Origin of the sequence: Nocardia exalbida NBRC 100660, from assembly GCF_000308575.1 — a bacterium.
Classification (GTDB): domain Bacteria; phylum Actinomycetota; class Actinomycetes; order Mycobacteriales; family Mycobacteriaceae; genus Nocardia; species Nocardia exalbida.
The window spans coordinates 39774-65235 of the sequence record NZ_BAFZ01000034.1; the positions used below are offsets into that span (position 1 = coordinate 39774).

Sequence of the window (25462 nt, forward strand, 5' to 3'; positions counted from 1 at the left end):
TCGCCCATTACGAAGCATTGGGAGGGTGTGGCGTACTCGTCAGTAACCTTACCTGGGATTATAACGATTTGGACAAGCTCAACATGAGGGGCGCTCATGTTTCGTACGCGTTGGTAACCCGATGGACCAGCGAGTTCAAACATGAGGCGGAGTCATGTTCACCACTATTCTGGTACGTAAGTACACGAATACTCCGAAGTAGCGCCCACACGCGAGGGCAAACGTGAGGATTTCCTCATGATTTTGTGCCATTCTCGCCCGTATCAGGCCGATCACCCGCGATCACTCGTGAACCGGTAGGGACCGGCGTGTCGCCGAGGCATGTCGCATGGAGAAGGAAGTCGAAGCGTCTTGACGATCAACGAGAGCACCAAGACCGAGTCCGGACAGAGCACGAAGGCGGTAGCCGCCGCCGGGAAGGCCGCGTCGGGCGGGGCGCGGTCGCCGCTGTTGGATCGTCTCCTCGACGGCGTGCCGTACGCGCTCGCCTTCGGTGGGCAGGGTGCGCAGTGGTTGAGCGAGCTGGAAGAGATCGGGCGCGACAGCGCGCTGGAGCCGGAGCTGACCGCGCTGGTCAACGAGGCGGCCACGCTGCTCGAGCCGGTGGCCGCGCAGTTGCTGGTGGTGCGTCCGGTCGGCTTCGACCCGATCGGCTGGATGCTCGAGAACGAACTGGCCGACACCGACGAGGGGGAGACCTCCGCGGCCCCGTCCGAGCATGTGCTGCGTTCGGCCGCCGTGTCGATGCCCGGCGTGATGCTGACCCAGGTGGCGGCCGTGCGCGCGCTGCGATTGCAAGGTCTCGATCCGGCGGAGCACGCGCCGGTCGCAATCGTCGGGCACTCGCAGGGCCTGCTCGCCGCCGCGGCGGTCGAAGCCGGTGGCGCCCGTGACGCGGAGCTGCTCGCGGTGGCCCAGATGATCGGCGCCGCGGCGGGTCTGGTGGCGCGGCGGCGCGGGCTGATGCCGGTGGGCGAGCGCTCGCCGATGGTGGCGGTGTCGAATGTCGATCCCGAGCAGTTGCGCGCGGTGGTGGCCGACGTGTGCGAGGGAGCGGATCCCGCCGCGTCCGTGGTGGTCTCGATCCGCAACGGACGTCGGCGCGCGGTGCTCTCCGGTCCCCCCGCGCAGCTGGAGCGGGTGCGCCAGCGGTGCGCGCAGATGCACGACGAGCAGGCACGTGAGCGCGACGCCAAGGTGCGCGGCGGCTCGGTGTTCGCTCCGGTCTTCGAGGACGTGGCCGTCGACGTGGCGTTCCACCACCCGGCGCTGTCCGACACCGTCGAACTGGTGAGCAGCTGGGCCACCCAGTGCGGCCTGGACGCCGAACTGGCGGGCCGGTTGGCGCGGCAGATCTTGGTCGATCCGATCGACTGGGTCGAGGTCGTCGAGAGCGTGATCTCCGCGGGCGCGCAATGGATTCTGGACCTGGGCCCGGGTGATCTGCTGTCCCGCGTCACATCGGGCACGTTGAAGGGCACCGGCCTCGGCATGATCGCGGCCGCCACCCGCGCCGGACAGCGCAGCCTGCTCACCCCGGGGGCAGCGCCGGAGCCTGCCACCCCGTGGTCGGCGTTCGCGCCGCGCCCGGTGCGACTGCCTAACGGGCGCATCGTGGTTGAGACCGCCTTCACCAAGCTGACCGGGCGCTCGCCGATCCTGCTGGCGGGCATGACCCCGACCACGGTCGACGCGAAGATCGTCGCGGCCGCGGCGAACGCGGGCCACTGGGCCGAGCTGGCCGGCGGTGGGCAGGTGACCGAGCAGATCTTCGCCGACCGGGTGACCGAGCTGAAGAAGCTGCTGCACCCCGGTCGCTCGGTGCAGTTCAATTCCTTGTTCCTCGATCCCTACCTGTGGAAGCTGCAGCTGGGCGGCAAGCGGCTGGTGCAGCGGGCCCGCTCGGCGGGCGCCCCGTTCGACGGCGTGATCGTGACCGCGGGCATCCCCGAGCTGGAGGAAGCCGTCGCGCTGATCAAGGAGCTCACCGAGGTCGGTATCTCCCACGTCGCGTTCAAGCCGGGCACCGTCGCCCAGATTCGGGCCGTGCTGCGGATCGCCGACGAGGTGCCGGACTACCCGGTGATCATGCACATCGAGGGTGGTAAGGCCGGTGGCCACCACTCCTGGGAAGACCTGGACGACCTGCTGCTGGACACCTACGCCGAACTGCGCAATCGCGCGAACGTGGTGGTGTGTGTCGGCGGTGGCATCGGAACCCCCGAGCGCGCGACGGAGTACCTCACCGGCCAGTGGGCGGTCCGGCACGGCTATCCCGTGATGCCGCTGGACGGCGTGCTGGTCGGCACGGCGGCGATGGCCACGCTGGAGGCCACCACCGCGCCGGAGGTCAAGCAACTGCTGGTGGACACCCCCGGCACCCCCGACTGGGTCGGCGCGGGCACCGCGTCCGGCGGGATGGCATCGGGCCGTAGCCAATTGGGCGCCGACATCCACGAGATCGACAACGCCGCCTCACGCACCGGCCGCCTGCTGGACGAGGTCGCGGGCGACGCCGACGCGGTCGCCGCGCGCCGCGCGGAGATCATCGCGGCGCTGAACGCCACCGCCAAGCCGTACTTCGGCGATCTGACCACCATGACCTACCAGGACTGGCTGGAGCGCTACGTCGAGCTCGCGGTCGGGCTGGACCGCCGCAAGGACTTCGACTGCGGCAGCGACCTGGGCGACGCGATCGCGGAGGCCACCAGCTCGGTGTGGCTGGACATCACCTGGCGCGAACGGTTCGCGGAGATGATGCGCCGCACCGAGGCCCGGCTGCATCCGGCCGACCGCGGCGAGATCGCGACGCTGTTCGCCGCCGACGAGGATTTCGAGGACCCGGTCGCGGCGCTGTGCACCCTGAAGGACGCCTACCCCGCGACGGCGCAGACCCTGCTGCACCCGGCCGACATCCCGTTCTTCATCGCGTTGTGCAAGACGCCGGGCAAGCCGGTGAACTTCGTGCCGGTCGTCGACGCCGACGTGCGCCGCTGGTGGCGCTCGGATTCGCTGTGGCAGGCGCACGATCCGCGCTACTCGGCCGATCAGGTGTGCGTCATTCCCGGCACCGTCGCGGTCGCGGGCATCACCCGGGTCGACGAGCCGGTCGGCGAGCTGCTCGACCGCTTCGAACAGGACGCCGCGTACTCGCTGGTGCGTTCGGGCGTGACACCCGCCGCGGTGGACGCGCGCCGCACGGCGGGCGTCACCAGCGGCCCGATCGACGCCGTGCTGGCCGCCCCGGACGTCCAGTGGGCCGGGCGCACCACGATCAGCCCGGTACACCGGCTCGGCGACCTGTCCGAATGGGTCGTCGACGGGAAGGGCGCGGTGCATCCGCCCACCGGCGCGACACTCGCCGAGACCACCGGCCCCGAGCCGGAGAACAGCTATCTGGAGCTGACCGTCCCGCTGCTGGCGGGCAACGCGGTGCGCATCCGGATCACGGTGCCGACCTCGGTCTACAACGGCGGCGCCCCGGTGGTCACCGAGGCCGACGCCCACGAGGCCATGGCCGCGCTGCTCGCGGTCGCCGCGGGCCAGGATCTTCCGGAGGTCAAGGGCAAGGTCGCGCACGTGAACCTGGCCTGGATACCGGATCTGATCGCCGACCACGCCGGCGTCACCGGTTCCGGCCTGCCCGCCACGCTGAGCACGCTCGGCCGTACCGTGCCGGACGTGCTGGTCGGCGCCTGCTGGCCCGCCGTGTTCGCGGTGCTGGGCGCGACGCGAACCGCGAACGGCGAGAGCGTCATCGAGGGCATGCTGGACCTGGTCCACTTGGACCATCAGGTGCACCTCGCCGGTGAGCTGCCCGCCGAGACCAGTGTGCTGGCGGTGCGCGCGGAGGCCGGGGAGACCTTGGACACCGACCTCGGCCGCGTCGTCGAAGTGCACGTGCGGATCACCGCCATGCTGGACAAGCCCGAGACCGGGATGTCGATGCCGGTGCTGGCCACCCTCACCGAGCGTTTCGCGATCCGCGGGCGAAACGGCGCGGGCGAACTGACCGATCCGCCGCGCGCGGCGGGCACGGTGTCCGACGCGGCCACCGACACCCCGCGCAGGCGACGTCGCGACGTCACGATCGTGGCGCCGCGCACCATGCACGCCTTCGCCGCCGTCTCCGGTGATCACAACCCGATCCACACCAGCGATTCCGCCGCGAAGCTCGCCGGACTCGGCAGCCCGATCGTGCACGGCATGTGGCTGTCGGCCGCCGCGCAGCACGTCGTGTCGGCGGTCGATCCGGCCGCTTCGACTCCGGCGCGGAGGCTGACCGCGTGGACCACCCGGTTCCTGGGCATGGTCCGCCCCGGCGCGCAGATCGATGTGCGCGTCGAGCGCGTCGCGGTCGACGCGGGCAGCGAGATCGTCGAGGTCTCCTGCCGGACCGAAGGCGAACTGGTGATGACCGCGACCGGTCGCACCGCGGCGCCGAAGACCGTATACGCCTTCCCCGGTCAGGGCATCCAGCGCAAGGGGATGGGGCTCGACGCCCGCTCCCGGTCGAAGGCGGCCAAGGAGATCTGGGAGCGCGCGGACAAGCACACCCGTGCCGCGCTCGGCTTCTCGATCCTGGCCGTGGTGCGCGACAACCCGACCTACCTCAAGGCGCGGGGCGTCGAGCACCGGCATCCCGACGGCGTGCTGCACCTGACCCAGTTCACCCAGGTCGCCATGGCGGTTCTCGGTGTCGCCCAGGTGGCGGAACTGCGTGAGGCCGGCGCGTTCGTCGAGGATGCGCTGCTCGCGGGTCACTCCGTCGGCGAGTACAACGCGCTCGCCGCCGTCGCCGGGGTGCTCCCCTTGGAGGCGGTGCTCGAGGTGGTGTTCCAGCGCGGTTCCGCGATGCACGAGCTGGTGCCGCGCGACGCGCAGGGCCGCAGCGATTACCGGATGGCCGCGATCCGGCCCTCGCAGATCGGGCTGCCCGACGCGGAGGTCGTCGGCTTCGTCAACGAAGTCGGCGAGCGGGTCGGGGAGTTCCTCGAGGTGGTCAACCTGAACCTGCGCGGGTCGCAGTACGCGATCGCGGGCACGGTGGCCGGGCTGAACGCGCTGGAGGAGGAGATCGACCGCCGCCGTGCGGAATTCGGCGGCAAGCGGGCGTTCATCCTGGTCCCCGGCATCGACGTGCCGTTCCACTCGACGGTGCTGCGCAAGGGCGTTCCGGAATTCCGGCAGAAGCTCGAGCAGCTGCTTCCGGTGGATCTGCGCCCGGAGGTCCTGGTCGGCCGCTACATCCCGAACCTGGTACCCAGGTTGTTCTCGCTGGAGCGGGCGTTCGTCCAGGAGATCGCCGACCTGGTGCCGTCCGAGCCGCTCACCGCCGTGCTGGCCGACTTCGACAGCTGGGCGGCCCGGCCGACCGAGCTGTGCCGCGTGGTGCTGGTCGAGTTGCTGGCCTGGCAGTTCGCCAGCCCGGTGCGCTGGATCGAGACGCAGGACCTGCTGTTCACCGATCCCGCGCAGGGCGGTCTCGGCGTCGAGCGGTTCGTCGAGATCGGTCTCGGCGCCACGCCGACGGTGGCCAACCTGGCCAGCCAAACATTGAAGCTGCCCGCGTTCGGCGACGCCACGGTCGAGGTGCTCAACATCGAGCGCGAGGCCGCGATCGTCTACGCGACCGACACCGACCCCGCGCCGGTCGACGAGCCCGTCGAGGAGCCTGCGGCCACCGCGGCTCCGGCAGCGGCCGTCGCCGCCGCTCCCGTGGCGGCGCCCGCCCCGAGCTCGGGCGGTCCGCGTCCGGACGACATCGCGTTCACCGCCGCCGACGCCACCCGCGTGCTGATCGCGCTGTGGACCAAGCTGCGGCTGGACCAGATCGGCCCCGTGGACACCATCGAGGGCCTGTGCGACGGTGTCTCCTCCCGGCGCAACCAGCTGCTGGTCGACCTCGGCTCCGAGCTCTCGCTCGGCGCGATCGACGGCGCCGCCGACGCCGACATGGGCGCGCTGTCGGCGACGGTGGAGCGGCTCGCCCGTACCTACCGTCCCTTCGGCACGGTGCTCACCGACGCCATCGGCGATCATCTGCGCAAGGTGTTCGGCCCGTCCGGCAAGCGTCCGGCCGCCATCGCGGATCGGGTCACGAAGGTCTGGGAACTCGGTGACGGGTGGGCCAGCCACGTGACCGCCGAGGTGTCGCTGGGCACCAGGGAAGGCACCAGCGTGCGCGGCGGTGATCTGGGCGGGCTGGTCTCCGGCGCGCTGGGCGACTCCGCCTCGGTGGACGCGGCCATCGACGCCGCCGTGCAGGCCGTCGCGGCCCGCCGCGGTGTCGCGGTGTCGCTGCCCTCGGCGGGCGGCGGTGGCGGCGCGACCGTCGACGCCGCGGCGCTGGGCGAGTTCACCGAGCAGATCACCGGGCGCGACGGCGTGCTGGCCACGGCCGCGCGCGTGGTGCTCGAACAGCTCGGACTGTCCGAGCGGGTCTCCGCTCCGGAAGCGTCCGATGACTCGCTGGTCGACCTGGTGTCGGCCGAGCTCGGTGCGGACTGGCCGCGCCTGGTCGCGCCCGCGTTCGACGCCCGCAAGGCGGTGCTGCTGGACGACCGGTGGGCCACGGCGCGCGAGGACCTGGCCCGACTGTGGCTGGCCGACGACTCGGGCTGCGCGAACGGACCGGTTACCGGGTTCATCGGCGCGGGCGAAGCCGTCGCGGCGCAGGCGAACTGGTGGCGGCAGCGGGCGATGCACGAGGCGCGTTCGGTGCTCGCGGGTGTGTACGAGCGCATCGCCGAGGCGGCGCTGAGCACCGAAGAGCCCGGACTGTGGTCCTCGGACATCGCGGTGATCACCGGTGCCAGCAAGGGATCCATCGCCGCGGCGGTGACCGGCAGGCTGCTCAGCGGTGGCGCCACGGTGGTGGTGACCACCTCGGCGCTGAACGACGAACGCCTCGGCTTCTACCGGAAGCTGTACCGGGACAACGCCCGCCACGGCGCGGCCCTGTGGGTGGTGCCCGCGAACATGGCGTCCTACCAGGACGTCGACGCTTTGATCGACTGGATCGGCACCGAGCAGGTCGACAGCGCGGGCGGCGCGAAGATCAAGATCAAGGACGCGATGACGCCCACCCTGCTGCTGCCGTTCGCGGCGCCGCGGGTGGCCGGTGATCTCGCCGACGCGGGCGCGCGCGCCGAAATGGAAATGCGCGTGCTGCTCTGGTCGGTCGAACGACTGATCGGCGGGCTGTCCAAGCTGGGCGCCGATTACGACGTGGACGCGAAACTGCATGTGGTGCTGCCGGGTTCGCCCAACCGTGGCATGTTCGGCGGCGACGGTGCCTACGGCGAGTCGAAGGCGGCGCTGGACGCGGTGGTCGCCAAGTGGCGGGCCGAGAAGTCGTGGTCGGCCCGGGTCACCCTGGTGCACGCGCTGATCGGCTGGGTGCGCGGAACCGGCCTGATGGGCCACAACGACCCGATGGTCGAGGCGGTCGAGAAGGCAGGCGTGCAGACCTGGTCCACCACCGAGATGGCCGACGAACTGCTCAAGTGGTGCACCTCCCGGGCCCGTCAGGTGACCGCGACCGGCCCGCAGCAGATCGACCTGACCGGCGGACTCGCCCGGGCCAAGCTGGACCTGCCCGCGCTGGCCAAGCAGGCCGCGGAGCAGGCGGAAGCGGAGACCGACGCCGAGACAGGCCGCACCATCGCCGCGCTGCCGGCGCCGCCGACCGTGACCTCCGCGCTGCCGGTGCCGGAGTGGAGCGAGGTGGCCGCGGACCTGGCCGACATGGTGGTCATCGTCGGTGCGGGCGAACTCGGCCCGTACGGTTCGGCGCGCACTCGCTTCGAGATGGAGGTCTCCGACGAGCTGTCGGCGGCGGGCGTGCTGGAGCTGGCGTGGACCACCGGCATGGTCATCTGGGAGAACGACCCGAAGCCGGGCTGGTACGACGCCGAGTCCGGCGACTACGTGCCCGAGCACGAGCTGGCCGAGCGCTACCACGACGCCGTCGTCGCCCGCTGCGGTGTGCGCCGCTACGAGGACGACGGCGCCATGACCGACAACTCGGCGCCGCTGATGACCTCGGTGTTCCTCGACCAGGATCTGTCGTTCACGGTGGGCGGCGAGGCCGAGGCCCGCGCCTTCTACGCCGCCGATCCGGAGCACACGGTGATCACGCCGGTCGCCGACTCGGGTGACTGGACCGTGACGCGCAAGGCGGGCACCGAGATCCGGGTGCCGCGCCGGGCCAAGCTCTCGCGCACCGTCGGCGGCCAGATCCCGACCGGCTGGGACCCCACCATCTGGGGTATCTCGCCCGATATGGCCGCGTCGGTGGACCGGGTGGCGCTGTGGAACATCGTGTGCACGGTGGACGCGTTCATCGGCTCCGGGTTCAGTCCCGCCGAGTTGATGAGCTGGGTGCATCCCTCGCTGGTCGCCAACACCCAGGGCACCGGCATGGGTGGCATGTCCTCGATGCGCTCGCTCTACATCGACAACCTGCTCGGTGAGTCGCGCCCGAACGACATCCTGCAGGAGGCGCTGCCGAACGTGGCGCTGGCGCACGTGGTGCAGTCCTACGTCGGCAGCTACGGCGCGATGGTGCACCCGGTGGCGGCCTGCGCCACCGCCGCGGTGTCGGTCGAGGAGGGCGTCGACAAGATCCGGCTCGGCAAGGCCGATCTGGTCGTGGCGGGCGGATACGACGACCTCGGCATCGAGGGCATCGTCGGCTTCGGTGACATGTCGGCCACCGCGGATTCGGCGGCCATGAGCGCCAAGGGCATCAGCGACCGGTACTTCTCCCGCGCCAACGACCGCCGCCGCGGCGGATTCATCGAATCGCAGGGCGGCGGAACGGTCCTGCTGGCGCGCGGCAGCGTCGCGCTGGAGATGGGTCTGCCGGTGCTCGGCGTGGTGGCTTACGCGCAGTCCTTCGCGGACGGTGTGCACACCTCGATCCCGGCCCCCGGTCTGGGCGCGCTGGGCGCCGGTCGTGGCGGGGCGGAGTCCAGGCTGGCGACCGAGCTCCGCAAGCTCGGCGTGACGCCGGACGAGATCGCGGTGGTGTCCAAGCACGACACCTCGACGGCCGCCAACGACCCGAACGAGTCGGAGCTGCACGAGCGTCTCGCGACGGCCATCGGACGCTCGGACGGCGCTCCGCTGTTCGTCGTGTCGCAGAAGACCCTCACCGGGCACGCGAAGGGCGGCGCGGCCGCCTTCCAGCTCATCGGCCTGTGCCAGGTGCTGGAGCAGGGCGTCATCCCGCCGAACCGCAGCCTGGACTGCGTCGACGAGAAGATGCTTGCCTACCCGCACCTGGTGTGGCTGCGCGAGCCGCTGCGGCTGGGCGATCGCCTTCCGCTCAAGGCCGGTCTGGTCACCTCCCTCGGCTTCGGCCACGTGAACGGCCTGCTTGCGGTGGTGCATCCGGAGGCGTTCATCCAGGCCATCGAGCCGGGACGGCGCGAGGAGTACCAGCGCAGGGCGCAGGAGCGTCAGCTGGCGGGCAGGCAGCGGTTCGTGGAGGCGATGTGTGGCGGCGCGCCGCTGTACGAGCGTCCCGCGGATCGCAGGCTCGGCGGCGACGGCACCCCCGCCAAGCGGGCTCGTCAGCTGGAGGCCGACGTGCTGCTCTCGCCGGAGGCGCGCCTGGCGGAGGACGGGTCCTACCGCGCGAAGGGCATCGGATGCGCGTAACCGGAAGCGCGGCGGGGCAACTCGCCGCGCCGGGTCCGCGCGCGGGCTCGCCGAGTACGTCGTAGGCTGCCCGCCTATGACGATCCTCGGTATCGGCTTGGACTTGGTGACCATCTCCGAGTTCTCCGAACAGCTCGAACGCGCCGGAACGACCATGCTCAGGGAAAGTTTCACCGCGGGAGAGCGGCGCTACTGCCAGAGCAAAGGGACCGACCCGGCGCGCAGCTACGCGGCGCGGTGGGCGGCGAAAGAGGCGGTGCTCAAAGCCTGGGCATCGTCCCGGTTCGCCCGCCGCCCGCAGATCGGGGACAACCCGTATCCGCTGATCGAGGTGGTCAACGACGCGTGGGGCAGGCCGAGCATCAAACTGCACGGCCTGGCCGCGGAATTCCTGCCCAGGGTGCGGGTGCATCTGTCGCTGACCCACGACGGCGACACCGCCGCCGCGATGGTGGTGCTCGAGGACCCGGGTGAGCTGGCCGACCTCATCGAGGGCCGCGACAGCGCCGGGTGAGCCGCACGGTGGTCCCGGTTCCCGCCGGGACCACCGTCATCGCTCGCTGCCGGTGCGCGACTCCTTCTCCGCGACGAGCAGGTAGGCGACCATCAGCCGCTTGAGTTCGGCGACCGCTTCCGCACTGCTCTGCTCGTCCTGCACCGAGAAATTGAGCATCGAATAGACCACGTGCACCAGCACTTCGGCCATCATGGTGCGCCGTACCCGCGGGGTGCGCGGGGTGAGCGGCCGCAGCATCTGCGACACGACCTCGGCGAACTGCTTCTCGTGGATCGCGCCCGTGGCCCGGGTGGACGGCGTGGACTGCATGGCCAGCCACACTTCCCGGCGGGACGGGTCGGTCATCCAGAGGTTGGCCAGGTGGTCGACGAACTGGTTCATGTGCCGCAGCCAGTCCAGCGACGGGATCTCGCCGTGGAAATCGGCCAGTTCCTGGGAAACCGCAACCAGGTCTTGGCGATTGAGCTCACAGACGATGACGTACTTGTTGGCGAAGAACTGATACAGCGTGCCGATCGGCACCTCCGCCCTGGCCGCCACTTCTTCGCAGGTGAACGATTCGAACCCGACCTCGACGAGCAACTCCCTGGACGCCTGGAGCAACGCGTCGAACTTTCGTTTGCTGCGTTCCTGCGTCGGCCTGCGTCGCGGCATGAGCTCCTGTGGGTCGTCCTGCAACTCCAACGCAGGGTCCACACGGTGCTTCGACCTGGCCTCCGCGCGTACGTCCACGCAACCAGGCTAACGGTAGCGGCAAGCGGGCGATACGCGCATCCGCCGTTCGGATCCAGGCGGCTCGAGTTCCGCTACCCATCCGTAACCGATGTGGTGCCGAACACATACCGAGCGCGCGTGCATCGCGACGTGTGTTCCGAGCAGGGGAATCCATGGGGCTCATGGCTTTCGGCAAGCGTGAGCTCGGTCAATGCACAGAGGGAAGGCGTGATCAGTGGTAGCTGAATCTGTGGTGACTCTCGGCGTTTCCACCGAACGCGGTGCCGTGCACGCGGTAGCGCTCGCCGACGGCAAGAAGCTCGCCGACCGGGTGCTGCTGCGGCGCGTGGTGCGAGCGGACGGTGACGGCAAGGCCGACGTGGCCGCGGCGGTCGAGGCCGCGCTGAGCGCCCTGGCCGCGGGGCTGGGCCCGGAGTGGGCGATCGGGGGCGTCGCGGTCGCCTATCGGGACGCCGCCGAGCGGCGCGCCATCGTGACCCGGTTGGCGACCGGTCCGTGGCACAGCGCCTCGATGGTCTCGGTGAAATCGGCCCACTTGAGCGTGGCGAGCATGATGACGTGGCTCGAGGCCCACGACAACCTGCTGATCTGCGAGGTGGTGCCCGGGTACCAGGCGTTCACCCTGGTCGACCGCGGCCGCCGCCGGGTGCTCGCCGCGGTGGGGCAGGCGGGCCGCGCGACGCCGCGGTCGCTCGGCATGGGCGTCGCGGCGGCGTGGGAGCAGTTGGACGCGGCCGCCGCGCGACCGGACGCGGTGGCGCTGATCGGCTCGGCGGGCGCCGGGTCGGTGGTGCTGGCGGCGGTCGAGAAATTCGGGGCGCCGGTGATCCCGTGCACGATAGGGGCTTTCGCCTCCGCTGCGGGCGCGGCGTTGAGCGTGCGATTGGAGCAGGACAGCTGCGCCGACTCGGTGAGCGAGCCGCACCGGGCGCGCGGCGGAGTCGCGGTGTTCGCCGCGGCCGGGGTGCTGGCCAGCGGAATGGTCGTCGGTGGAAGTTACCTGCTGAACGACTCCTCGCGGCCTGCGCCGACCGTCGTGTCGGACGCCCGGATCGAAGGCGCCGGCGCGTCGCATCCGGCAGACCAGGTCCGGCCTGTTGATACCGAGGCGCGCGAGTCGTCCGACGGGCCGCTCGGCTCCGGCGCCGATGCCGGCGCGACCGGAGTGCAGTTTCCGGAGCCTCGCTGGGGTGCCGCACCGCGTCCGCTGCCGCTGGTCGACGCCGATGCCACGAACGGACCGGAGACGAACGCCTCGGCGCCGCTGGTGCCGGGTACCGGGGTTCCGGCCGACCGCGTGGTGGGCGCGCCCGACGGCGCGCTGTTGTTCCCCGGCGAGGCCCCGCCGCCCGCCGTATTCACCCCGGAAGCCGCGGACTGGTGGGACGAGCACCTGCGTTTGATGGCGCAGTGGGCCGCCCAGCAGGTGTTGCAGGCCTGATCCACCCGAACGCGGCCCGATCTCGGCCCGGCGCCCCTGCGGCGCCGGGCTTTTCGCTGCCTGCGGGCTACACCGACAGGTCGCGGCGCAACTTGGCGACGTGGCCGGTGGCGCGCACGTTGTACTGCGCGACGGCGATCTTGCCCGCTTCGTCCACCAGGAAGGTCGAGCGGATGACGCCGACGACCGTCTTGCCGTACATGGTCTTCTCGCCGTAGGCGCCCCAGGCGGTGAGCACGGCACGGTCGGGATCCGACAGCAGTGGGAAGGTCAACTGCTCCGCGTCGCGGAACTTGGCCAGCTTGGCCGGCTTGTCCGGGGAGATGCCCACCACGTCGATGCCCGCGCCGTCCAGGTCGGCCAGGTTGTCGCGGAAGTCGCAGGCTTGCTTGGTGCAGCCGGGCGTGCTCGCGGCGGGGTAGAAGTACACGATCACCTTGCGACCGCGGTAGTCCGACAGCGAGACGTTCTTGCCGTCGGCGTCGGGAAGCGTGAACTCGGGGGCGGTGTCGCCCGGGGAGAGTCGTTGGTTGGTGGTCACCTCCAGCACGGTATCCGAAGGTCCGGACAGGTGATCCGCGCGCGGCCGGATAATGCGGGGTGGCGGCGGATACACTCGTCCGCGAGCCCCGGGTGCCGCACGAAAGGCCGAGCATGCGGCGTGATCGTGCACCGGGTGCGGCAATCGACAACAGGAGGGTGGAACGTGGCAAGGGATACCGAGCGGATCGAGCAGGAGATCGAGGCCGCCCGCACTCGGCTGGCGAGCACGCTCGACGAACTCGCGGTACGCGCGGACCCGCATCGCATCGCGGACGACACCAAGCAGATCGTGGTCGGGAAGCTGAACGAGCCGAAGGTGAAATACAGCCTGATCGGGGCCGCCGCTCTGGTCGTCGGGCTGGTGCTGCTCAAAATCTTCCGCTGAGCCGGAAAAACGACGACACCCGGTGTGGCATGGCCCACCGGGTGTCGTCGTTTCGCGGTCGGTTCAGACCGTCGGGCAGGCGAAGCCGTCGCCGTCGGGATCCAGGTGCGGGCCGTAGCCCGGTTCGCCACGGAACAGCGGCGCACGGCCCGCGTTGCGGGCGTCGTCGCAGTTGGCGAAGGCGCCACCGGCCGAACCGGTCTGCGAGAGACCGGCCGAGCCGGTCGCGGCGGAGCCGGTGTCGACGGCCGAGGAACCCGTTCCGGCGGATCCGGACGGAGGGGCGGCTAGGGCGGCAGGAGCCGCGAGAAAGGTCAGTCCCGCGACGGCCGCGCTGACGGAGAGCCGGCGAACGTTCATGTATTCCTCTATGTGGTTGCTGCGGTGGATGCGGCGTCCGACCGGACGCCGCATCCACTGTTGTGACGGGCCGCTCTCTTGTCAACCTCGGGGGGACGGAACTAGGGCATTAGGGGATCCTGCCCACCGGCGCCGCTGATGCGCTGTGCGGGGATGTTCCCCATGCGCCCGGCCTGGTAGTCCTCCATCGCTTCGATGATCTCCGCGCGGGTGTTCATCACGAACGGCCCGTACTGCACCACCGGTTCCCGGATCGGCCGTCCGCCGAGCAGCAGCACTTCGAACGCTCCGGTCCGATTGTCTTGGCGCGCATCGGCTGTCACGCTGATGGCGTCTCCGCGGCCGAACACCGCCAGCTGTCCTTCGCTCAGCGGCCTGCGTTCCGCGCCGACCGCCCCGCTGCCGGACAGTACGTACGCCATCGCCGTAAACTCTTGCGGCCAAGGCGTTTCCAGGATTCCGCCGGGAGTGATCGACGCGTGAGCGTAGGCGATCGGGGTGTAGGTCGAACCGGGACCGGCGAACCCGCCGACCTCCCCGGCGATGAGCCGGACCAGCGCGCCGCCGTCGTGCGAACTCACCAGCGTCAGTTCGCGAGCGCGCAGGTCTTGATAGCGCGGTGCGGCGAACTTGAGCGCGCGCGGCAGGTTCACCCAGAGTTGAATGCCGTGGAACCATCCGCCCGAGGCGACCATCTCCTCCGGCGGCACCTCGTCGTGGAGGATGCCGGAGCCCGCGGTCATCCACTGGGTGTCACCCTCGCCGATGACGCCGCCGCCGCCCTGCGAATCGTGATGCACCATGGTGCCGTCGAGCATGTAGGTGACCGTCTCGAAGCCGCGGTGCGGATGCCAGGGCGCGCCCTTCGCCTCATGCGGTTCGTAGGCGACCGGGCCCATCTGGTCGAGCAGGATGAACGGATCGGCGGTGCGCAGATCCATGCTGGGGAACGGCCTGCGCACCTCGAAACCCGCGCCTTCGCGTTGTTTGTGCGCGGTGACCACGCTCCGGACCGGTCGTTCGCGCAGGGTCGCGTCGAGACGGGGGAGGCGTGGCAGGACCATGATGTCGGGCACGGTGACGGCGGGCATGGGGACCTCCTCGAGAGTTGGTGTCCATGTCAACCAACCGGGACTACACTTCATTCCCATGGTCCGGTGGTTGAGTGACGACGAGCAGGCGACTTGGCAGGCATATGTGCGGCTGCGCCAGCGTTTGGACGGGGCGATTTCGGCCGGCCTGGCCGAGGACGGTCTTTCCCTGGCGGACTACGAGTTGATGGTGGCGTTGTCCGCTGCCGCCAACGGTTGCTTGCGCGCCAAGGAGCTGGCCGCCGAGGTGTGCTGGGAGAAGAGCCGGTTGTCCAAGCATCTCGCCAGGATGGACGCGCGCGGTCTGGTCGAGCGGCGGCCCGCCGAAGAGGATGCCCGCGGCATCATCGTCCAGCTCACGCCGGAAGGGCGCGTCGCGTTGGAGCGGGCCGCGCCGAACCACGTCGATCTGGTCCGTCGCGTCTTCATCGAGCCGATGACGGCGGATGAGGCGCGGGTGCTGCGCGGGCTGGCGGACAAAGTGGTCACCGAGGTGGAGCAGGTGACCGAACTCGGCGCCTGAGCGGCGCGGTTCGTTCTCCTGCGAGGACGCTATCCGGCTTCGGTGTCACGCCGTCGCCATCGGCGCCACCACGGGGCCCGCGCGGTGTCCTCGCGGGCCCCCGCTCGGGGAGGGGCCGCCGTCGCGCGGCTCGGCCGCTCGCGCTTCGGCCGCGCGGACTCGCGCCACTGCCGGACGATGTCGTCCGCGTTCACCGGAGCGATCGGCACGAACGGTCCTTCCGGCATCCGCAGCCAGTCCACGATGCGTTTGTTGAGTTCGCTGACGGCCGCACGCACCTGCCGTTCGCTGGTCGCATCGCGCACGTCTTCGGCCAGGTGCTCGATATCGCGCCGCAACAGCAGCGACGGTGGCAACAGCGCCTCACTGCCGACTCCTTCGCGACGTAGATAGCCGCGCAGCCACCAATCTTCGTCGTAAGCGGTGCCCGCCCCGGGAATCGGCTTGCCGGTGCCGGGCAGGTTGTCGAATTCGCCGCGCTCGGCCGCCTCGCGGATCTGCTTGTCGACCCACGATTCGAACGTCTGCTTCGCCGGTTTGCGCTCGGTCATCGCGTCGGCGGTGTCGACGGATACATGACACCACTCTACGGAAGCCTGTAGTAGACGTGGAAAATCCTGTGCGGAAACGTTTTTCGGGGATGATCAGGACCACGGCGTGATCGGCGGCTTCACCCAGAGCAGCTTCTCGTCGGTGTGCTCCCGCCGAGCCGCGGGATGCTCCGGATGGCGGGCGGCCCAGTCGTCCTTCTCGGTCAGCAACCGCGCCACCGTAGTCCAGGTCTCGTCCGTGCTCGGCGGATTCGTCGCGGCGGCCCTGGCCAGTTTGCGCCGGACGGACGCCGTCATCGCGAGCACCTCGGAGCCGGTGATGCCACGGTGCCAGAGGTAGCTCGCCAGCCGTCGCGCTTTCTCGGCGCGGCTCTTGGCCGCCACGTCGTTGTGTGCGTAGTCGGTCACGGGCACGTCCACGGGTCGCAGGTGGCATCGACCCTAGCCGACCGGGCGTATCGGCCGGAAAGCGCCGCGGCCTCCCCATCGTCGGATGGGGAGGCCGCGGCGCGAGGTGGACTCAGTACGCGCTGCTGACGTTGTCCATCGAGCCGTAGCGGTGCGCGGCGTAGTTGCAGGCGGCGACGATGTTGGCGACCGGATCCCAGATGTCGAAGGGCGTGCCCGCGACGTGGTAGGTGGCGAACGTGGGGTCGATCACCTGGAGCAGGCCCTTGGACGGGATGCCCATGGCGGCATTGGAGTCCCACAGGTTGATGGCCTGAGGGTTGCCGGTGGACTCACGCATGATGTTGCGGTGGATGCCCTCGTAGCTGCCCGGGATGCCGTTGGCCTGCATGATGTCGAGCGCCTGACGGATCCAGCCGTCGAGGTTGTCCGCGTAGACCGGCGCGGCCGGGGCGGGCATCGGGGCCGGAATCGGCTCGGGAGCGGGCGCCGGAGCAGGGGCGGGAGCGGGAGCGGGCATCGGCGCGGGGATCGCCTCGGCGACCGGGGCGGCGACCACGGCGGGCGCGGCGGCGGCCTCGGGCTGCTGCTCGGCCACCATGGCGATGCGAGACGGGACGCTGTCATCGGCCACGGACGCCGCGGAGCAGGCGGCCACGGCGACGACACCCGCGGCGGCGACGGCCACGGTGACGGTTTCGCGGAGCGAGGGGCGACGAAGGGTGGAAAGGCGTCTGTCAGGCATTCGAATCGGTTCCTTTATCGGGGACTTACTCGATCCGGGCCGCAGTTGGGCAGCACGGATCCTGCGGCGTACGCTCGGGGCGTTCGCCGAAAACGGCCATGTGCTGTTGTGTGGTTTTGTTGTGGGGGACGATGATGTCCCCGGAACGCGACACGGTTCGTGTGTGCGGCGCCGGATCGCCCTCGATGGGCTCGGCCGCGGTGTCGCGCGGGACTTCGCATCTCGATGCGAAGAGACGGGGCGGAAGTGTGGATCGCGGGTCCGTTGCCGGATTCCGCTCCGCCGATCACGTGGCGGGCAGTTGCCTGCCGGTGATCGTTACCGAATCGGTGTCTACAACTCCTCGGGCTGACCAAACTTCAGGTCGCTTTGTGACCTGATTGCAGAATGGTCACGCTTGGTTAACAGAGGGTGAACGAAACTTGAATGATAGGCGTTGACGATCTTGGAAAGCCCAGGACGCGGTAGCCGAATCGTTATCCAAGCTGGGAGTTTGCCGTTAAACCTCTTGTGCTGTACATCACAGAAGTTTTCGGCTGTACAACTGGATTTCGGGGGGTTCGCGGGCGTATTGCTGTCCGAATTGAGACCACTGGTGCAACTGGGAAGAAGCCCAGGTCACGGTGATGTCACGGGTTCCGCGGCGAATCCGGAGACGAGAAAACCGTGCCCTCGCCAGCCGATGACTGACAAGGGCACGGTTTATGTGATGTGCGCCATCAGGGACTCGAACCCCGAACCCGCTGATTAAGAGTCAGCTGCTCTGCCAATTGAGCTAATGGCGCGTGCTCCGTGTTCCGGTGCGGGACAAACCTTAACAGGCCGGGGCCGCAGAAGTGAAATCGTGCCCTGACCGGCCGTGATGCGATGCGCTCGCGGGCCGGTAACGCGGCGGATCGCCGGGTTGATCTACAGGTGGTAACGCTGCAGTGACGGACGAGGTGTTCACATTGGCCTGGACGTTACGCACTGGCAGAATGTCCGATTGTGGTTTCGATCGCCCGCGTTCACGGCGGGGTGACGCGACGTAGCGGTCGGTATCCGAAGCCATCGGTGTGTCCTGGAGCACCGAGACTTTGAAACGGGGTTGGAAATGAGTGTTGGTCGAGGTCGGCAGAAGCGCAAGCCGGCCGCTCGGTGGTCCCTACGCACTGTCGCGGGACCGGTGATCGTTGTCGCGGTCGCCGCCTTGGCGCTGACGGGATGTTCGGCATCCGACGCCACGGATGCGGCGCAGGCGGTCATCGACCGCAACCCCATCACCGAATTGATCAAGCCCAAGCTGCTGTCGCCGGTGAAGGACGGCGAGGTCGGCGTCTCGCCGGGCGTCCCGATGACGTTCAAGGTGGAGGACGGCAAGTTCACCGGTGTGACCTTGGTCAGCCCGCAGGGCAAGTCGATCGAGGGCAAGCTCGCCGCCGACGGCCGGTCGTGGGAGACCACCGAGGTGCTCGGATACGGCAAGACCTACCGGTTGAAGGCCGACGCGATCGGCCTGGGCGGGGCGAACACCGCGACGCTGAGCTTCACCACGAGTTCGCCCGGTAACCAGACCAAGCCGTACCTGGTCCCCGGCGAGGGGGAGGTGGTCGGTATCGGTCAGCCGGTGGCCGTCCAGTTCGATGAGAACATTCCGGACCGAAAGGCGGCGCAGTCCGCCATCAAGATCACTACTGAGCCGCCGGTGGAGGGCGCGTTCTACTGGGTGAACAATCGCGAGGTGCGGTGGCGGCCGGAGCATTTCTGGGCGCCCGGGACGAAGGTCACCATCGACGTGAACGTCTATGGGCGTGATCTCGGTAACGGCTTGTACGGCCAGGACAACATCCACTCGTTCTTCACCATCGGTGACGCGGTGGTCTTCACCGCCGACGACAACACCAAGCAGGTGGTCGTCGAGCAGAACGGCCAGGTGATCCGCACCATGCCGACCTCGATGGGCAAGGACAGCACGCCCACCGACAACGGCATCTACATCGTCGCCGACCGGCACGAGAAGATCATCATGGACTCCTCGACCTACGGCGTGTCGGTCAGCTCGCCGGACGGGTACAAGACGCCGGTGGACTTCGCGACGCGACTGTCCTACAGCGGCATCTTCTTCCACTCGGCGCCGTGGTCGGTGGGTGCGCAGGGGTACAGCAACACCAGTCACGGCTGCCTGAACCTCAGCCCGGCGAACGCGCAATGGGTCTTCCAGAACGCCAAGCGCGGCGATATCACGATCGTGAAGAACACCGTGGGCGGCACCCTGTCCGGCGTGGACGGCCTGGGTGACTGGAACATCCCCTGGCCGGTCTGGAAGGCGGGCAACGCGGACGACAATCGCTGAGCAGAAGCAGGACGCCGAACGGGCCACCGGAGCGTAATCCGGTGGCCCGTTCGGCATTTCGGGGCTGTGTTCACGGCAGCATGTTGCAGCCCAGCTGGGCGTCGCCCAGGATCGCGACCGCGCTGCCGGTCGCTGCGCACAGCAGTTTGCTGCCCGCCGAACCGCTGCCCGCGGAGCCGGTGGTGGCCAGGCCGCCCGCCGATCCGCTCGACGCCGAGCCGGAGGCGGGCAGCGGCGGAAGCCCGATGCCCGCGGCCGCGGTTCCGCTGGATCCGGTGAGGAGGGTGGCGCCGACGAAGGCTGCGATAACCGCGGAACGCATCACGAGGTGTGTCTTTCTGGTCGAACCGGGAGGCGCCCCAGCGACACCCTCCCACGTGGATCGCAGTCTACGGAGACGTGGAGGATTCTGGACGATATTCGTTTCACATTGTGGCGGGCGTGCGCCGGGGAACGGAATGAGACGCAAAGAAAAACCCGGACGGCTCCGATTTCTCGGGGCCGTCCGGGCTCTTGGGGTGAGCGACGGGACTCGAACCCGCGACAGCCAGGATCACAACCTGGTGCTCTACCAACTGAACTACGCTCACCATCGCCGGTGAACAACCGGCGGGCTAGATATTAGCGTGTCAACCCGCCCACTCCCTAATCGGCGTCAGGCGAGCTGTTGACCTGGGCTGATTCGGCCCGCTCCGGAGCGAGTTGGGAGACCTCGGCGGCGATGGCGGCGATTTCGGTGGTGGAGGGGCCGGGCGGCGCGACGAACGCGGTCCGCCGGTAGTACTCCAGTTCCCGGATCGACTCCTGGATGTCGGCCAGCGCACGGTGGCTCAGGCCCTTTTCCGGCTGGCCGAAGTAGATGCGCGGATACCAGCGGCGGCACAGCTCCTTGATCGAACTCACATCCACCATCCGGTAGTGCAGGTGGGCGTCGAGCAGGGGCATGTCCCTGGCGATGAAACCGCGGTCGGTGGCGATCGAGTTACCGGCCAGCGGCACGGTGCGGGGGGTGGGGATGTACTGGCGGATGTAGTCGAGCACCCGCTGCTCGGCCTCTTCCAGGGTGACGGTGGAGCGGCGGACCTCTTCGGTCAGGCCGGAGCGCGCGTGCATGTCGGCGACCACCGCGGGCATCGCGGCCAGCGCGTCGTCGTCGGCGTGGATGACGATATCCACGCCCTCGCCGAGGATGTTGAGATCGCTGTCGGTCACGAGCGCGGCCACCTCGATCAGCTTGTCGCTGTCCAAGCGCAGGCCGGTCATCTCGCAATCCATCCACACGATGTATTTGTCGGACACCCGTGCAACATTAGCCGGGCCGAGGTCCCGAGCAGGCGGTACGGCACGGCAACCGTTCAGCCGCCGATGCGGCAATGAATCTGACCGGCGGGGATACAGTTTCTTCCAGATCGGCACCCGGCGTTTTCGGTGCGACAGCAAATACTGCGCGAAGCGGTTCGAGTCGAGCCAGGACGGAGGACGTGCGATGACCACCCCTCAGGAGAAGGCGGCCGCGGCGCGCAAGGCGGCCGACGAGGCGGCGCGGGTCGCGGCCGAGGCGGCCGCTGCCGCGGAGGCCGCCGAACGCGAGCTGGCCGAACAGACGGTCGCCGCCGAGGCGGGAGCGGGTTCGCCCGTGGCGCGAGACGAGCCGTCCGGCGAGCGGAGAGACGCCTCCGCCGCGCAAGAGATCGCCGCGGGTTACGCGTTCGAAGGACTCGCGCTGGAACTGGGCACCGTCGTGGTCGACGGAACGGTGGATCCCGCCGCCCGCGTCCGTATTCCGATGCCGATGGTGAACCGGCACGGGTTGGTCGCCGGTGCCACCGGTACGGGGAAGACGAAAACCTTGCAGGGCATCGCGGAGCAGCTGTCGAGTGCCGGTGTTCCGGTGGTGCTGGCCGACATCAAAGGCGACTTGTCGGGTCTGGCCGAGCCGGGGCGATCGAGCGACAGGCTCGCCACACGCATCGCGGAGACTGCCGCCGCGGATTGGGCGCCGACCGGCTTCCCGACCGAGTTCGTCTCACTGGGCACCACCGGAGCCGGGCTGCCGATCCGCGCGACGATCAGTTCCTTCGGCCCGGTGCTGCTGAGCAAGGTGCTCGAGCTGAACGACACGCAGGAGTCCACCCTCGGCTTGATCTTCCACTGGGCGGACCGCAACGGCCTCGCACTGCTGGATCTGAAGGACCTGCGCGCCGTGATCACACATCTGACCAGCCCCGAGGGCAAGGAGGATCTAAAGGGTATCGGCGGTGTCTCCGCGGCCACCGCGGGGGTGATCCTGCGCGCACTGGTGAATCTGGAGGCCGACGGCGGCGATACGTTCTTCGGCGAACCCGAACTCGACCCGGCCGACCTGGTGCGGGTGGTGGACGGAAAAGGGGTGATCACGCTCTTCGAGCTCGGCGCACAGGCGGCGCGGCCGGTGATGTTCTCCACCTTCCTGATGTGGGTGCTCGCCGACCTGTTCCAGACGCTGCCCGAGGTCGGCGACGTGGACAAGCCCGCATTGGTCTTCATCTTCGACGAGGCGCATCTGCTGTTCTCCGACGCCTCGAAGGCGTTCCTGGAGCAGGTGGAGCAGACCGTCAAGCTGATCCGGTCCAAGGGGGTTGGCGTGTTCTTCTGCACCCAGTTGCCCACCGACATCCCGAACCAGGTGCTCTCCCAGCTCGGCGCGCGCATCCAGCACGCCCTGCGCGCATTCACCCCCGACGACCAGAAAGCGTTGGCCAAGACCGTCCGCACCTACCCCAGAACCGGCGTCTACGACTTGGAGCAGGCGCTGACCTCCCTCGGCACCGGTGAGGCGATCGTGACCGTGCTCTCCGAGCAGGGCGCGCCGACGCCGGTGGCCTGGACCAGGCTGCGGCCGCCCCGGTCGCTGATGGACACCATCGGTGCGGACGCGATCAAATCGCGGGCGCTGTCCAGCCCGCTGGCCTCGAAGTACGCCCAGACCATCGACCGGGAGTCGGCCTACGAACTGCTCGCCGCGAAGATGGCCGCGGCGGCGCCGGAGGCGGAGCCCGCTCCCGTGCCCGGCCGTGCCGCGACCCGCGAGGAGGAGGACTCCGCCGCCGAGCGGATCATGAGAAACCCCGCGGTGCGCAGCTTCCTGCGTTCGGCCGCGAGCGCGGCAGGCCGCCAGATCACCCGCAGCCTGTTCGGCACCAGGCGCCGCTGAGCGAGGTCAGCCGCCGAGCTTCTTGTAGAACGCGCCCGCGATGGGAGCGGTGACCGCGCGCGGGCCGTACTGGCCCGCCACGCTCATGCCCTTGCTGATCAGGCCGGGGACCACGCGCATCTTGTTGCGGGCGAGCGCGTCGATGGACACCTTCGCGGTGTACTCCGAGGAGACCCACATGAAGTCGGGCACCATCCGGTCGACGATGGAGGCGTCGGCGGGGTCCGGGAGTTCGGTGCGCACCGGGCCGGGCGCCAGCAGCGTGACGTGCACGCCGGAGCCCTTCAGCTCACCGCGCAGCGATTCGGAGAAGGTGTTGGCGAACGCCTTGCTCGCGGCATAGGTGGTGTTGTTCGGGATCGGCATGTTGCCCGCGGCCGAGCCGCTGATCAGGATGCCGCCACCGCCCCGGGCCAGCATGCCGGGCAGCACGGCCAGGGTGAGATCGTGCACGGCGACGGCGTTGAGTTCCATCTGCGCGCGCTCGTAGGCCGGGTCGAGTTCGGCGACCGCGCCGAAGGTCGCGATGCCCGCGTTGTTGCACAGGATGGCGATGTCGCGGGCGGCCAGTTCCTCCACCAGCACGCCGCGCTGGTCGCGGTCGGCCAAGTCGACGGCGCGCACCTCGGCGGTGATGCCGTGGGCCAGGGTCAGCCGCTGCGCGAGCTCGGTGAGCAGCTCCTCGCGCCGGGCGACGAGGATCAGCGAGTAGCCGCGAGCGGCGAGGTCGGCGGCGAGCGCGGTGCCGATGCCGGAGGAGGCGCCGGTGACGACCGCGCGGTTCTCGGAGGTGGGGGAGGGCAGGCTCACCCCGTGCAGCCTAGGCGATGCCGCGCGGGGGGACGCCGACGGAGGCTGCCGCGCGATCCCGGGCGAGGCGGTATTCCACGCCGCGGCAACGGCGACCGGGCGTCCGGCGGCCCGGCCGCCGCGCCCGGTCAGAGCCGTGCGGCCAGCCGGGTGCCCTGGTCGATGGCTCGTTTGGCGTCCAGTTCGGCGGCCAGCTCCGCGCCGCCGATGAGATGCAGGCTGACGCCTGCGGCGCGCAGCGGGGCTTCCAGATCACGCACGGACTCCTGGCCCGCGCAGACGACGACGTTGTCGACCGGGATCAGTTGCGGCCGTTGCCGTTTCTCCCCGAAGCTGATGTGCAGGCCGTTGTCGTCGATGCGTTCGTAGTTGACGCCGCCGATCTGTTCGACGCCCTTGGCCTTCAGCGCGGCGCGGTGCACCCATCCGGTGGTCTTGCCGAGGTCTTTGCCGAACGCGGACGTCTTCCGTTGCAGCAGAACGACTTCGCGTGCCGCAGGAGCCGGCCTCGGCGCGGTGAGCTGTCCGCGGACCTGCTCGTCGTCGGAGGTGACGCCCCACTCTTCCTTCCACTCGTCCAGCTTGAGCGTGGGATGGCCCTCGACGGTGAGGAATTCGCTGACGTCGTAGCCGATGCCGCCCGCGCCGATCACGGCGACGCGCTTGCCGACCGGCTTCTCCTCCCGGACCAGTTCGGCGTAGGACAGCACCATGGGGTGGTCGATTCCGGGGATGTCGGGGATCCGCGGCCGCACACCGGTGGCGAGTATCACCTCGTCGTAGCCTCCGGCGATGAGTTCGTCGGCGCCGACCCGCTTGTTCAGGTGCACGGTGACGCCGGTGAGTTCGAGCATCCGGTGGTAGTAGCGGATCGACTCGCTGAATTCCTCTTTGCCGGGGATGCGGCGGGCGATGTCGAACTGGCCGCCGATCTTGTCGTCGGCTTCGAACAGCTCGACGTGATGGCCGCGTTCGGCGAGGTTCACCGCCGCCGAAAGCCCGGCCGGGCCCGCGCCGACCACGGCGACGCGTTTGCCGCGGCGGGTCGGCAGCAACTTCAGTTCGGTCTCGTGGCCCGCGCGCGGGTTGAGCAGACACGACACGGTCTTGCGCTGGAAGGCGTGGTCCAGGCAGGCCTGGTTGCACGCGATGCAGGTGTTGATCTCGTCGACGCGATCCTGCGCGGCTTTGTTCGCCCACTCCGGATCGGTGAGGAACGGGCGGGCCAGTGAAACGAGCTGCGCGTCACCCCGGGTCAGGATCTCCTCGGCCACTTCGGGCATGTTGATCCGGTTGGACGCGCACACCGGGATGCCCACCCGCGCGGCGATCTTCGCGGTGAACTCCACGAAGGCGGCACGCGGCACCGAGGTCACGATGGTGGGCACCCGCGCCTCGTGCCAGCCGATGTCGGTGTTGAGGATGTTCGCCCCGGCGGCTTCGAGTTCCTGGGCCAGCGCGACGATCTCGTCGAAGGTCTGCCCCTTCTCCACCAGCTCGGCCATGGACAACCGGAACACGATGATGAAGTCCGGGCCGACCGCGGCGCGGGTGCGGCGCACGATCTCCACCGCGATCCGGCGCCGGTTCTCCGGTGAGCCGCCCCACGCGTCGGTGCGCTTATTGGTGCGCGGTGCGAGGAACTGGTTGATGAAATAGCCTTCACCACCCATGATCTCGCAGCCGTCGTAACCGGCGAACTGGGCCAGCTTCGCGCAGCGGGCGTAGTCGTCGATGGTCCGCTCGATGCCTTTGGCCGAGAGCGCGCGCGGGCGGAACGGATTGATCGGCGCCTTGATCGACGATGCCGACACGCTGCCCGGCATGTAGGAGTAGCGACCCGCGTGCAGGATCTGAATGGCGATCTTGCCGCCTTCGGCGTGCACCGCTTCGGTGATCGTCCGATGCCGGTACGCCTCGGTCTTGTTGGTCAGCTTGGCGCCGAAGGGCAGTAGCCAGCCCGCGCGGTTGGGCGCGTAGCCGCCGGTGATGATCAGGCCCGCGCCGCCGCGTGCGCGCTCGGCGAAGTAGGCGGCCAGCCTGTGGGTGTCCCAGGCGCGATCCTCCAGCCCGGTGTGCATCGACCCCATCACCACTCGGTTGCGCAAGGTGGTGAAGCCGAGATCGAGCGGCTCGAACAAATGGGGGAAGGAACTCAT

At 69.4% G+C, this 25462-nt stretch carries 18 protein-coding genes and 2 tRNA genes; 7 read left to right on the top strand and 13 right to left on the bottom strand.

Translation table 11 applies throughout. The features are described 5' to 3' along the window. The first annotated feature begins 351 nt into the window (after nucleotides 1-351). Together ON29_RS07170 and acpS are read left to right on the top strand one after the other, a co-directional pair. Nucleotides 352-9669, top strand: a complete 9318-nt coding sequence (locus ON29_RS07170) for a type I polyketide synthase (protein WP_040865363.1) — start codon at nucleotides 352-354, stop codon at nucleotides 9667-9669. 76 nt (nucleotides 9670-9745) lie between these two features. Further along, a complete protein-coding gene (acpS, locus tag ON29_RS07175) occupies nucleotides 9746-10183 on the top strand; it encodes a holo-ACP synthase AcpS (protein WP_040865364.1) in 438 nt (145 codons plus the stop codon). Nucleotides 10184-10219: 36 nt separating this feature from the next. Here acpS and ON29_RS07180 read toward each other — a convergent pair whose 3' ends face one another. Continuing rightward, entirely contained in the window at nucleotides 10220-10840 is a 621-nt protein-coding gene (locus ON29_RS07180) for a TetR/AcrR family transcriptional regulator (RefSeq protein ID WP_227954938.1), read from the bottom strand. Between the two features lie 295 nt (nucleotides 10841-11135). Here ON29_RS07180 and ON29_RS07185 point away from each other — a divergent pair, with 295 nt between their 5' ends. Beyond that, nucleotides 11136-12362: a hypothetical protein gene (locus ON29_RS07185; protein ID WP_157172683.1), complete on the top strand. Its 1227-nt coding sequence runs from the start codon at nucleotides 11136-11138 to the stop codon at nucleotides 12360-12362. A gap of 67 nt (nucleotides 12363-12429) precedes the next feature. On the opposite strand, the gene bcp is transcribed toward ON29_RS07185, so the two are convergent. Continuing rightward, nucleotides 12430-12903 carry a thioredoxin-dependent thiol peroxidase gene (gene bcp, locus ON29_RS07190; RefSeq protein WP_040865424.1) on the bottom strand — a complete coding sequence of 158 codons (474 nt, stop codon included), beginning with the start codon at nucleotides 12901-12903 and terminating at the stop codon, nucleotides 12430-12432. 165 nt (nucleotides 12904-13068) lie between these two features. Between bcp and ON29_RS07195 the strand changes: the two genes are divergently transcribed. Then, on the top strand, nucleotides 13069-13290 hold the full coding sequence (locus ON29_RS07195) for a DUF3618 domain-containing protein (protein WP_040865367.1): 222 nt from the start codon (nucleotides 13069-13071) through the stop codon (nucleotides 13288-13290). 63 nt (nucleotides 13291-13353) lie between these two features. On the opposite strand, the gene ON29_RS07200 is transcribed toward ON29_RS07195, so the two are convergent. Both ON29_RS07200 and ON29_RS07205 read right to left on the bottom strand, forming a co-directional pair. Beyond that, entirely contained in the window at nucleotides 13354-13650 is a 297-nt protein-coding gene (locus tag ON29_RS07200) for an excalibur calcium-binding domain-containing protein (protein WP_040865425.1), read from the bottom strand. Nucleotides 13651-13751: 101 nt separating this feature from the next. Further along, on the bottom strand, nucleotides 13752-14741 hold the full coding sequence (locus ON29_RS07205; protein ID WP_040865368.1) for a pirin family protein: 990 nt from the start codon (nucleotides 14739-14741) through the stop codon (nucleotides 13752-13754). A 58-nt stretch (nucleotides 14742-14799) separates the two neighbouring features. Here ON29_RS07205 and ON29_RS07210 point away from each other — a divergent pair, with 58 nt between their 5' ends. Beyond that, nucleotides 14800-15264 carry a MarR family winged helix-turn-helix transcriptional regulator gene (locus ON29_RS07210; protein WP_040865369.1) on the top strand — a complete coding sequence of 155 codons (465 nt, stop codon included), beginning with the start codon at nucleotides 14800-14802 and terminating at the stop codon, nucleotides 15262-15264. A 29-nt stretch (nucleotides 15265-15293) separates the two neighbouring features. On the opposite strand, the gene ON29_RS07215 is transcribed toward ON29_RS07210, so the two are convergent. The 4 genes from ON29_RS07215 to ON29_RS07230 form a co-directional block, all read right to left on the bottom strand. Beyond that, entirely contained in the window at nucleotides 15294-15815 is a 522-nt protein-coding gene (locus ON29_RS07215; protein WP_040865370.1) for a DnaJ family domain-containing protein, read from the bottom strand. 93 nt (nucleotides 15816-15908) lie between these two features. Beyond that, nucleotides 15909-16223: a hypothetical protein gene (locus tag ON29_RS07220; protein WP_051174964.1), complete on the bottom strand. Its 315-nt coding sequence runs from the start codon at nucleotides 16221-16223 to the stop codon at nucleotides 15909-15911. Between the two features lie 112 nt (nucleotides 16224-16335). Then, nucleotides 16336-16968: a transglycosylase SLT domain-containing protein gene (locus ON29_RS07225; protein ID WP_040865372.1), complete on the bottom strand. Its 633-nt coding sequence runs from the start codon at nucleotides 16966-16968 to the stop codon at nucleotides 16336-16338. 712 nt (nucleotides 16969-17680) lie between these two features. Further along, a tRNA-Lys gene (locus tag ON29_RS07230) sits at nucleotides 17681-17753 on the bottom strand. A gap of 308 nt (nucleotides 17754-18061) precedes the next feature. Between ON29_RS07230 and ON29_RS07235 the strand changes: the two genes are divergently transcribed. Further along, nucleotides 18062-19300 (top strand): L,D-transpeptidase, encoded by a 1239-nt coding sequence (locus ON29_RS07235; RefSeq protein WP_040865373.1) that lies wholly within the window; start codon nucleotides 18062-18064, stop codon nucleotides 19298-19300. Nucleotides 19301-19370: 70 nt separating this feature from the next. On the opposite strand, the gene ON29_RS07240 is transcribed toward ON29_RS07235, so the two are convergent. The 3 genes from ON29_RS07240 to orn form a co-directional block, all read right to left on the bottom strand. After that, nucleotides 19371-19622, bottom strand: a complete 252-nt coding sequence (locus ON29_RS07240) for a hypothetical protein (protein WP_040865374.1) — start codon at nucleotides 19620-19622, stop codon at nucleotides 19371-19373. Nucleotides 19623-19814: 192 nt separating this feature from the next. After that, nucleotides 19815-19890 (bottom strand) — tRNA-His (locus ON29_RS07245). Between the two features lie 55 nt (nucleotides 19891-19945). Then, on the bottom strand, nucleotides 19946-20599 hold the full coding sequence (gene orn / locus ON29_RS07250) for an oligoribonuclease (RefSeq protein WP_040865375.1): 654 nt from the start codon (nucleotides 20597-20599) through the stop codon (nucleotides 19946-19948). A 187-nt stretch (nucleotides 20600-20786) separates the two neighbouring features. On the opposite strand from orn, the gene ON29_RS07255 reads away from it, so the two are divergent. Beyond that, a complete protein-coding gene (locus ON29_RS07255; protein ID WP_040865376.1) occupies nucleotides 20787-22493 on the top strand; it encodes a helicase HerA-like domain-containing protein in 1707 nt (568 codons plus the stop codon). A 6-nt stretch (nucleotides 22494-22499) separates the two neighbouring features. Here the strand turns inward: ON29_RS07255 and cmrA are convergent, their stop codons facing one another. Both cmrA and ON29_RS07265 read right to left on the bottom strand, forming a co-directional pair. After that, nucleotides 22500-23303, bottom strand: coding sequence for a mycolate reductase (cmrA, locus tag ON29_RS07260; protein ID WP_040865377.1), 804 nt, complete (start codon nucleotides 23301-23303; stop codon nucleotides 22500-22502). 128 nt (nucleotides 23304-23431) lie between these two features. Beyond that, nucleotides 23432-25462 (bottom strand): NADPH-dependent 2,4-dienoyl-CoA reductase, encoded by a 2031-nt coding sequence (locus ON29_RS07265; protein WP_040865378.1) that lies wholly within the window; start codon nucleotides 25460-25462, stop codon nucleotides 23432-23434.

Bases quoted from the DNA above. Each gene is read 5' to 3' on its own strand.
- acpS (WP_040865364.1), top strand. From the start codon at position 9,746: ATGACGATCCTCGGTATCGGCTTGGACTTGGTGACCATCTCCGAGTTC.
- ON29_RS07180 (WP_227954938.1), bottom strand. From the start codon at position 10,840: ATGCCGCGACGCAGGCCGACGCAGGAACGCAGCAAACGAAAGTTCGAC.
- ON29_RS07200 (WP_040865425.1), bottom strand. From the start codon at position 13,650: ATGAACGTTCGCCGGCTCTCCGTCAGCGCGGCCGTCGCGGGACTGACC.
- ON29_RS07205 (WP_040865368.1), bottom strand. From the start codon at position 14,741: ATGCCCGCCGTCACCGTGCCCGACATCATGGTCCTGCCACGCCTCCCC.
- ON29_RS07210 (WP_040865369.1), top strand. From the start codon at position 14,800: ATGGTCCGGTGGTTGAGTGACGACGAGCAGGCGACTTGGCAGGCATAT.
- ON29_RS07215 (WP_040865370.1), bottom strand. From the start codon at position 15,815: ATGACCGAGCGCAAACCGGCGAAGCAGACGTTCGAATCGTGGGTCGAC.
- ON29_RS07225 (WP_040865372.1), bottom strand. From the start codon at position 16,968: ATGCCTGACAGACGCCTTTCCACCCTTCGTCGCCCCTCGCTCCGCGAA.
- ON29_RS07235 (WP_040865373.1), top strand. From the start codon at position 18,062: ATGAGTGTTGGTCGAGGTCGGCAGAAGCGCAAGCCGGCCGCTCGGTGG.
- ON29_RS07240 (WP_040865374.1), bottom strand. From the start codon at position 19,622: ATGCGTTCCGCGGTTATCGCAGCCTTCGTCGGCGCCACCCTCCTCACC.
- ON29_RS07255 (WP_040865376.1), top strand. From the start codon at position 20,787: ATGACCACCCCTCAGGAGAAGGCGGCCGCGGCGCGCAAGGCGGCCGAC.
- ON29_RS07265 (WP_040865378.1), bottom strand. From the start codon at position 25,462: ATGAGTTCCTTCCCCCATTTGTTCGAGCCGCTCGATCTCGGCTTCACC.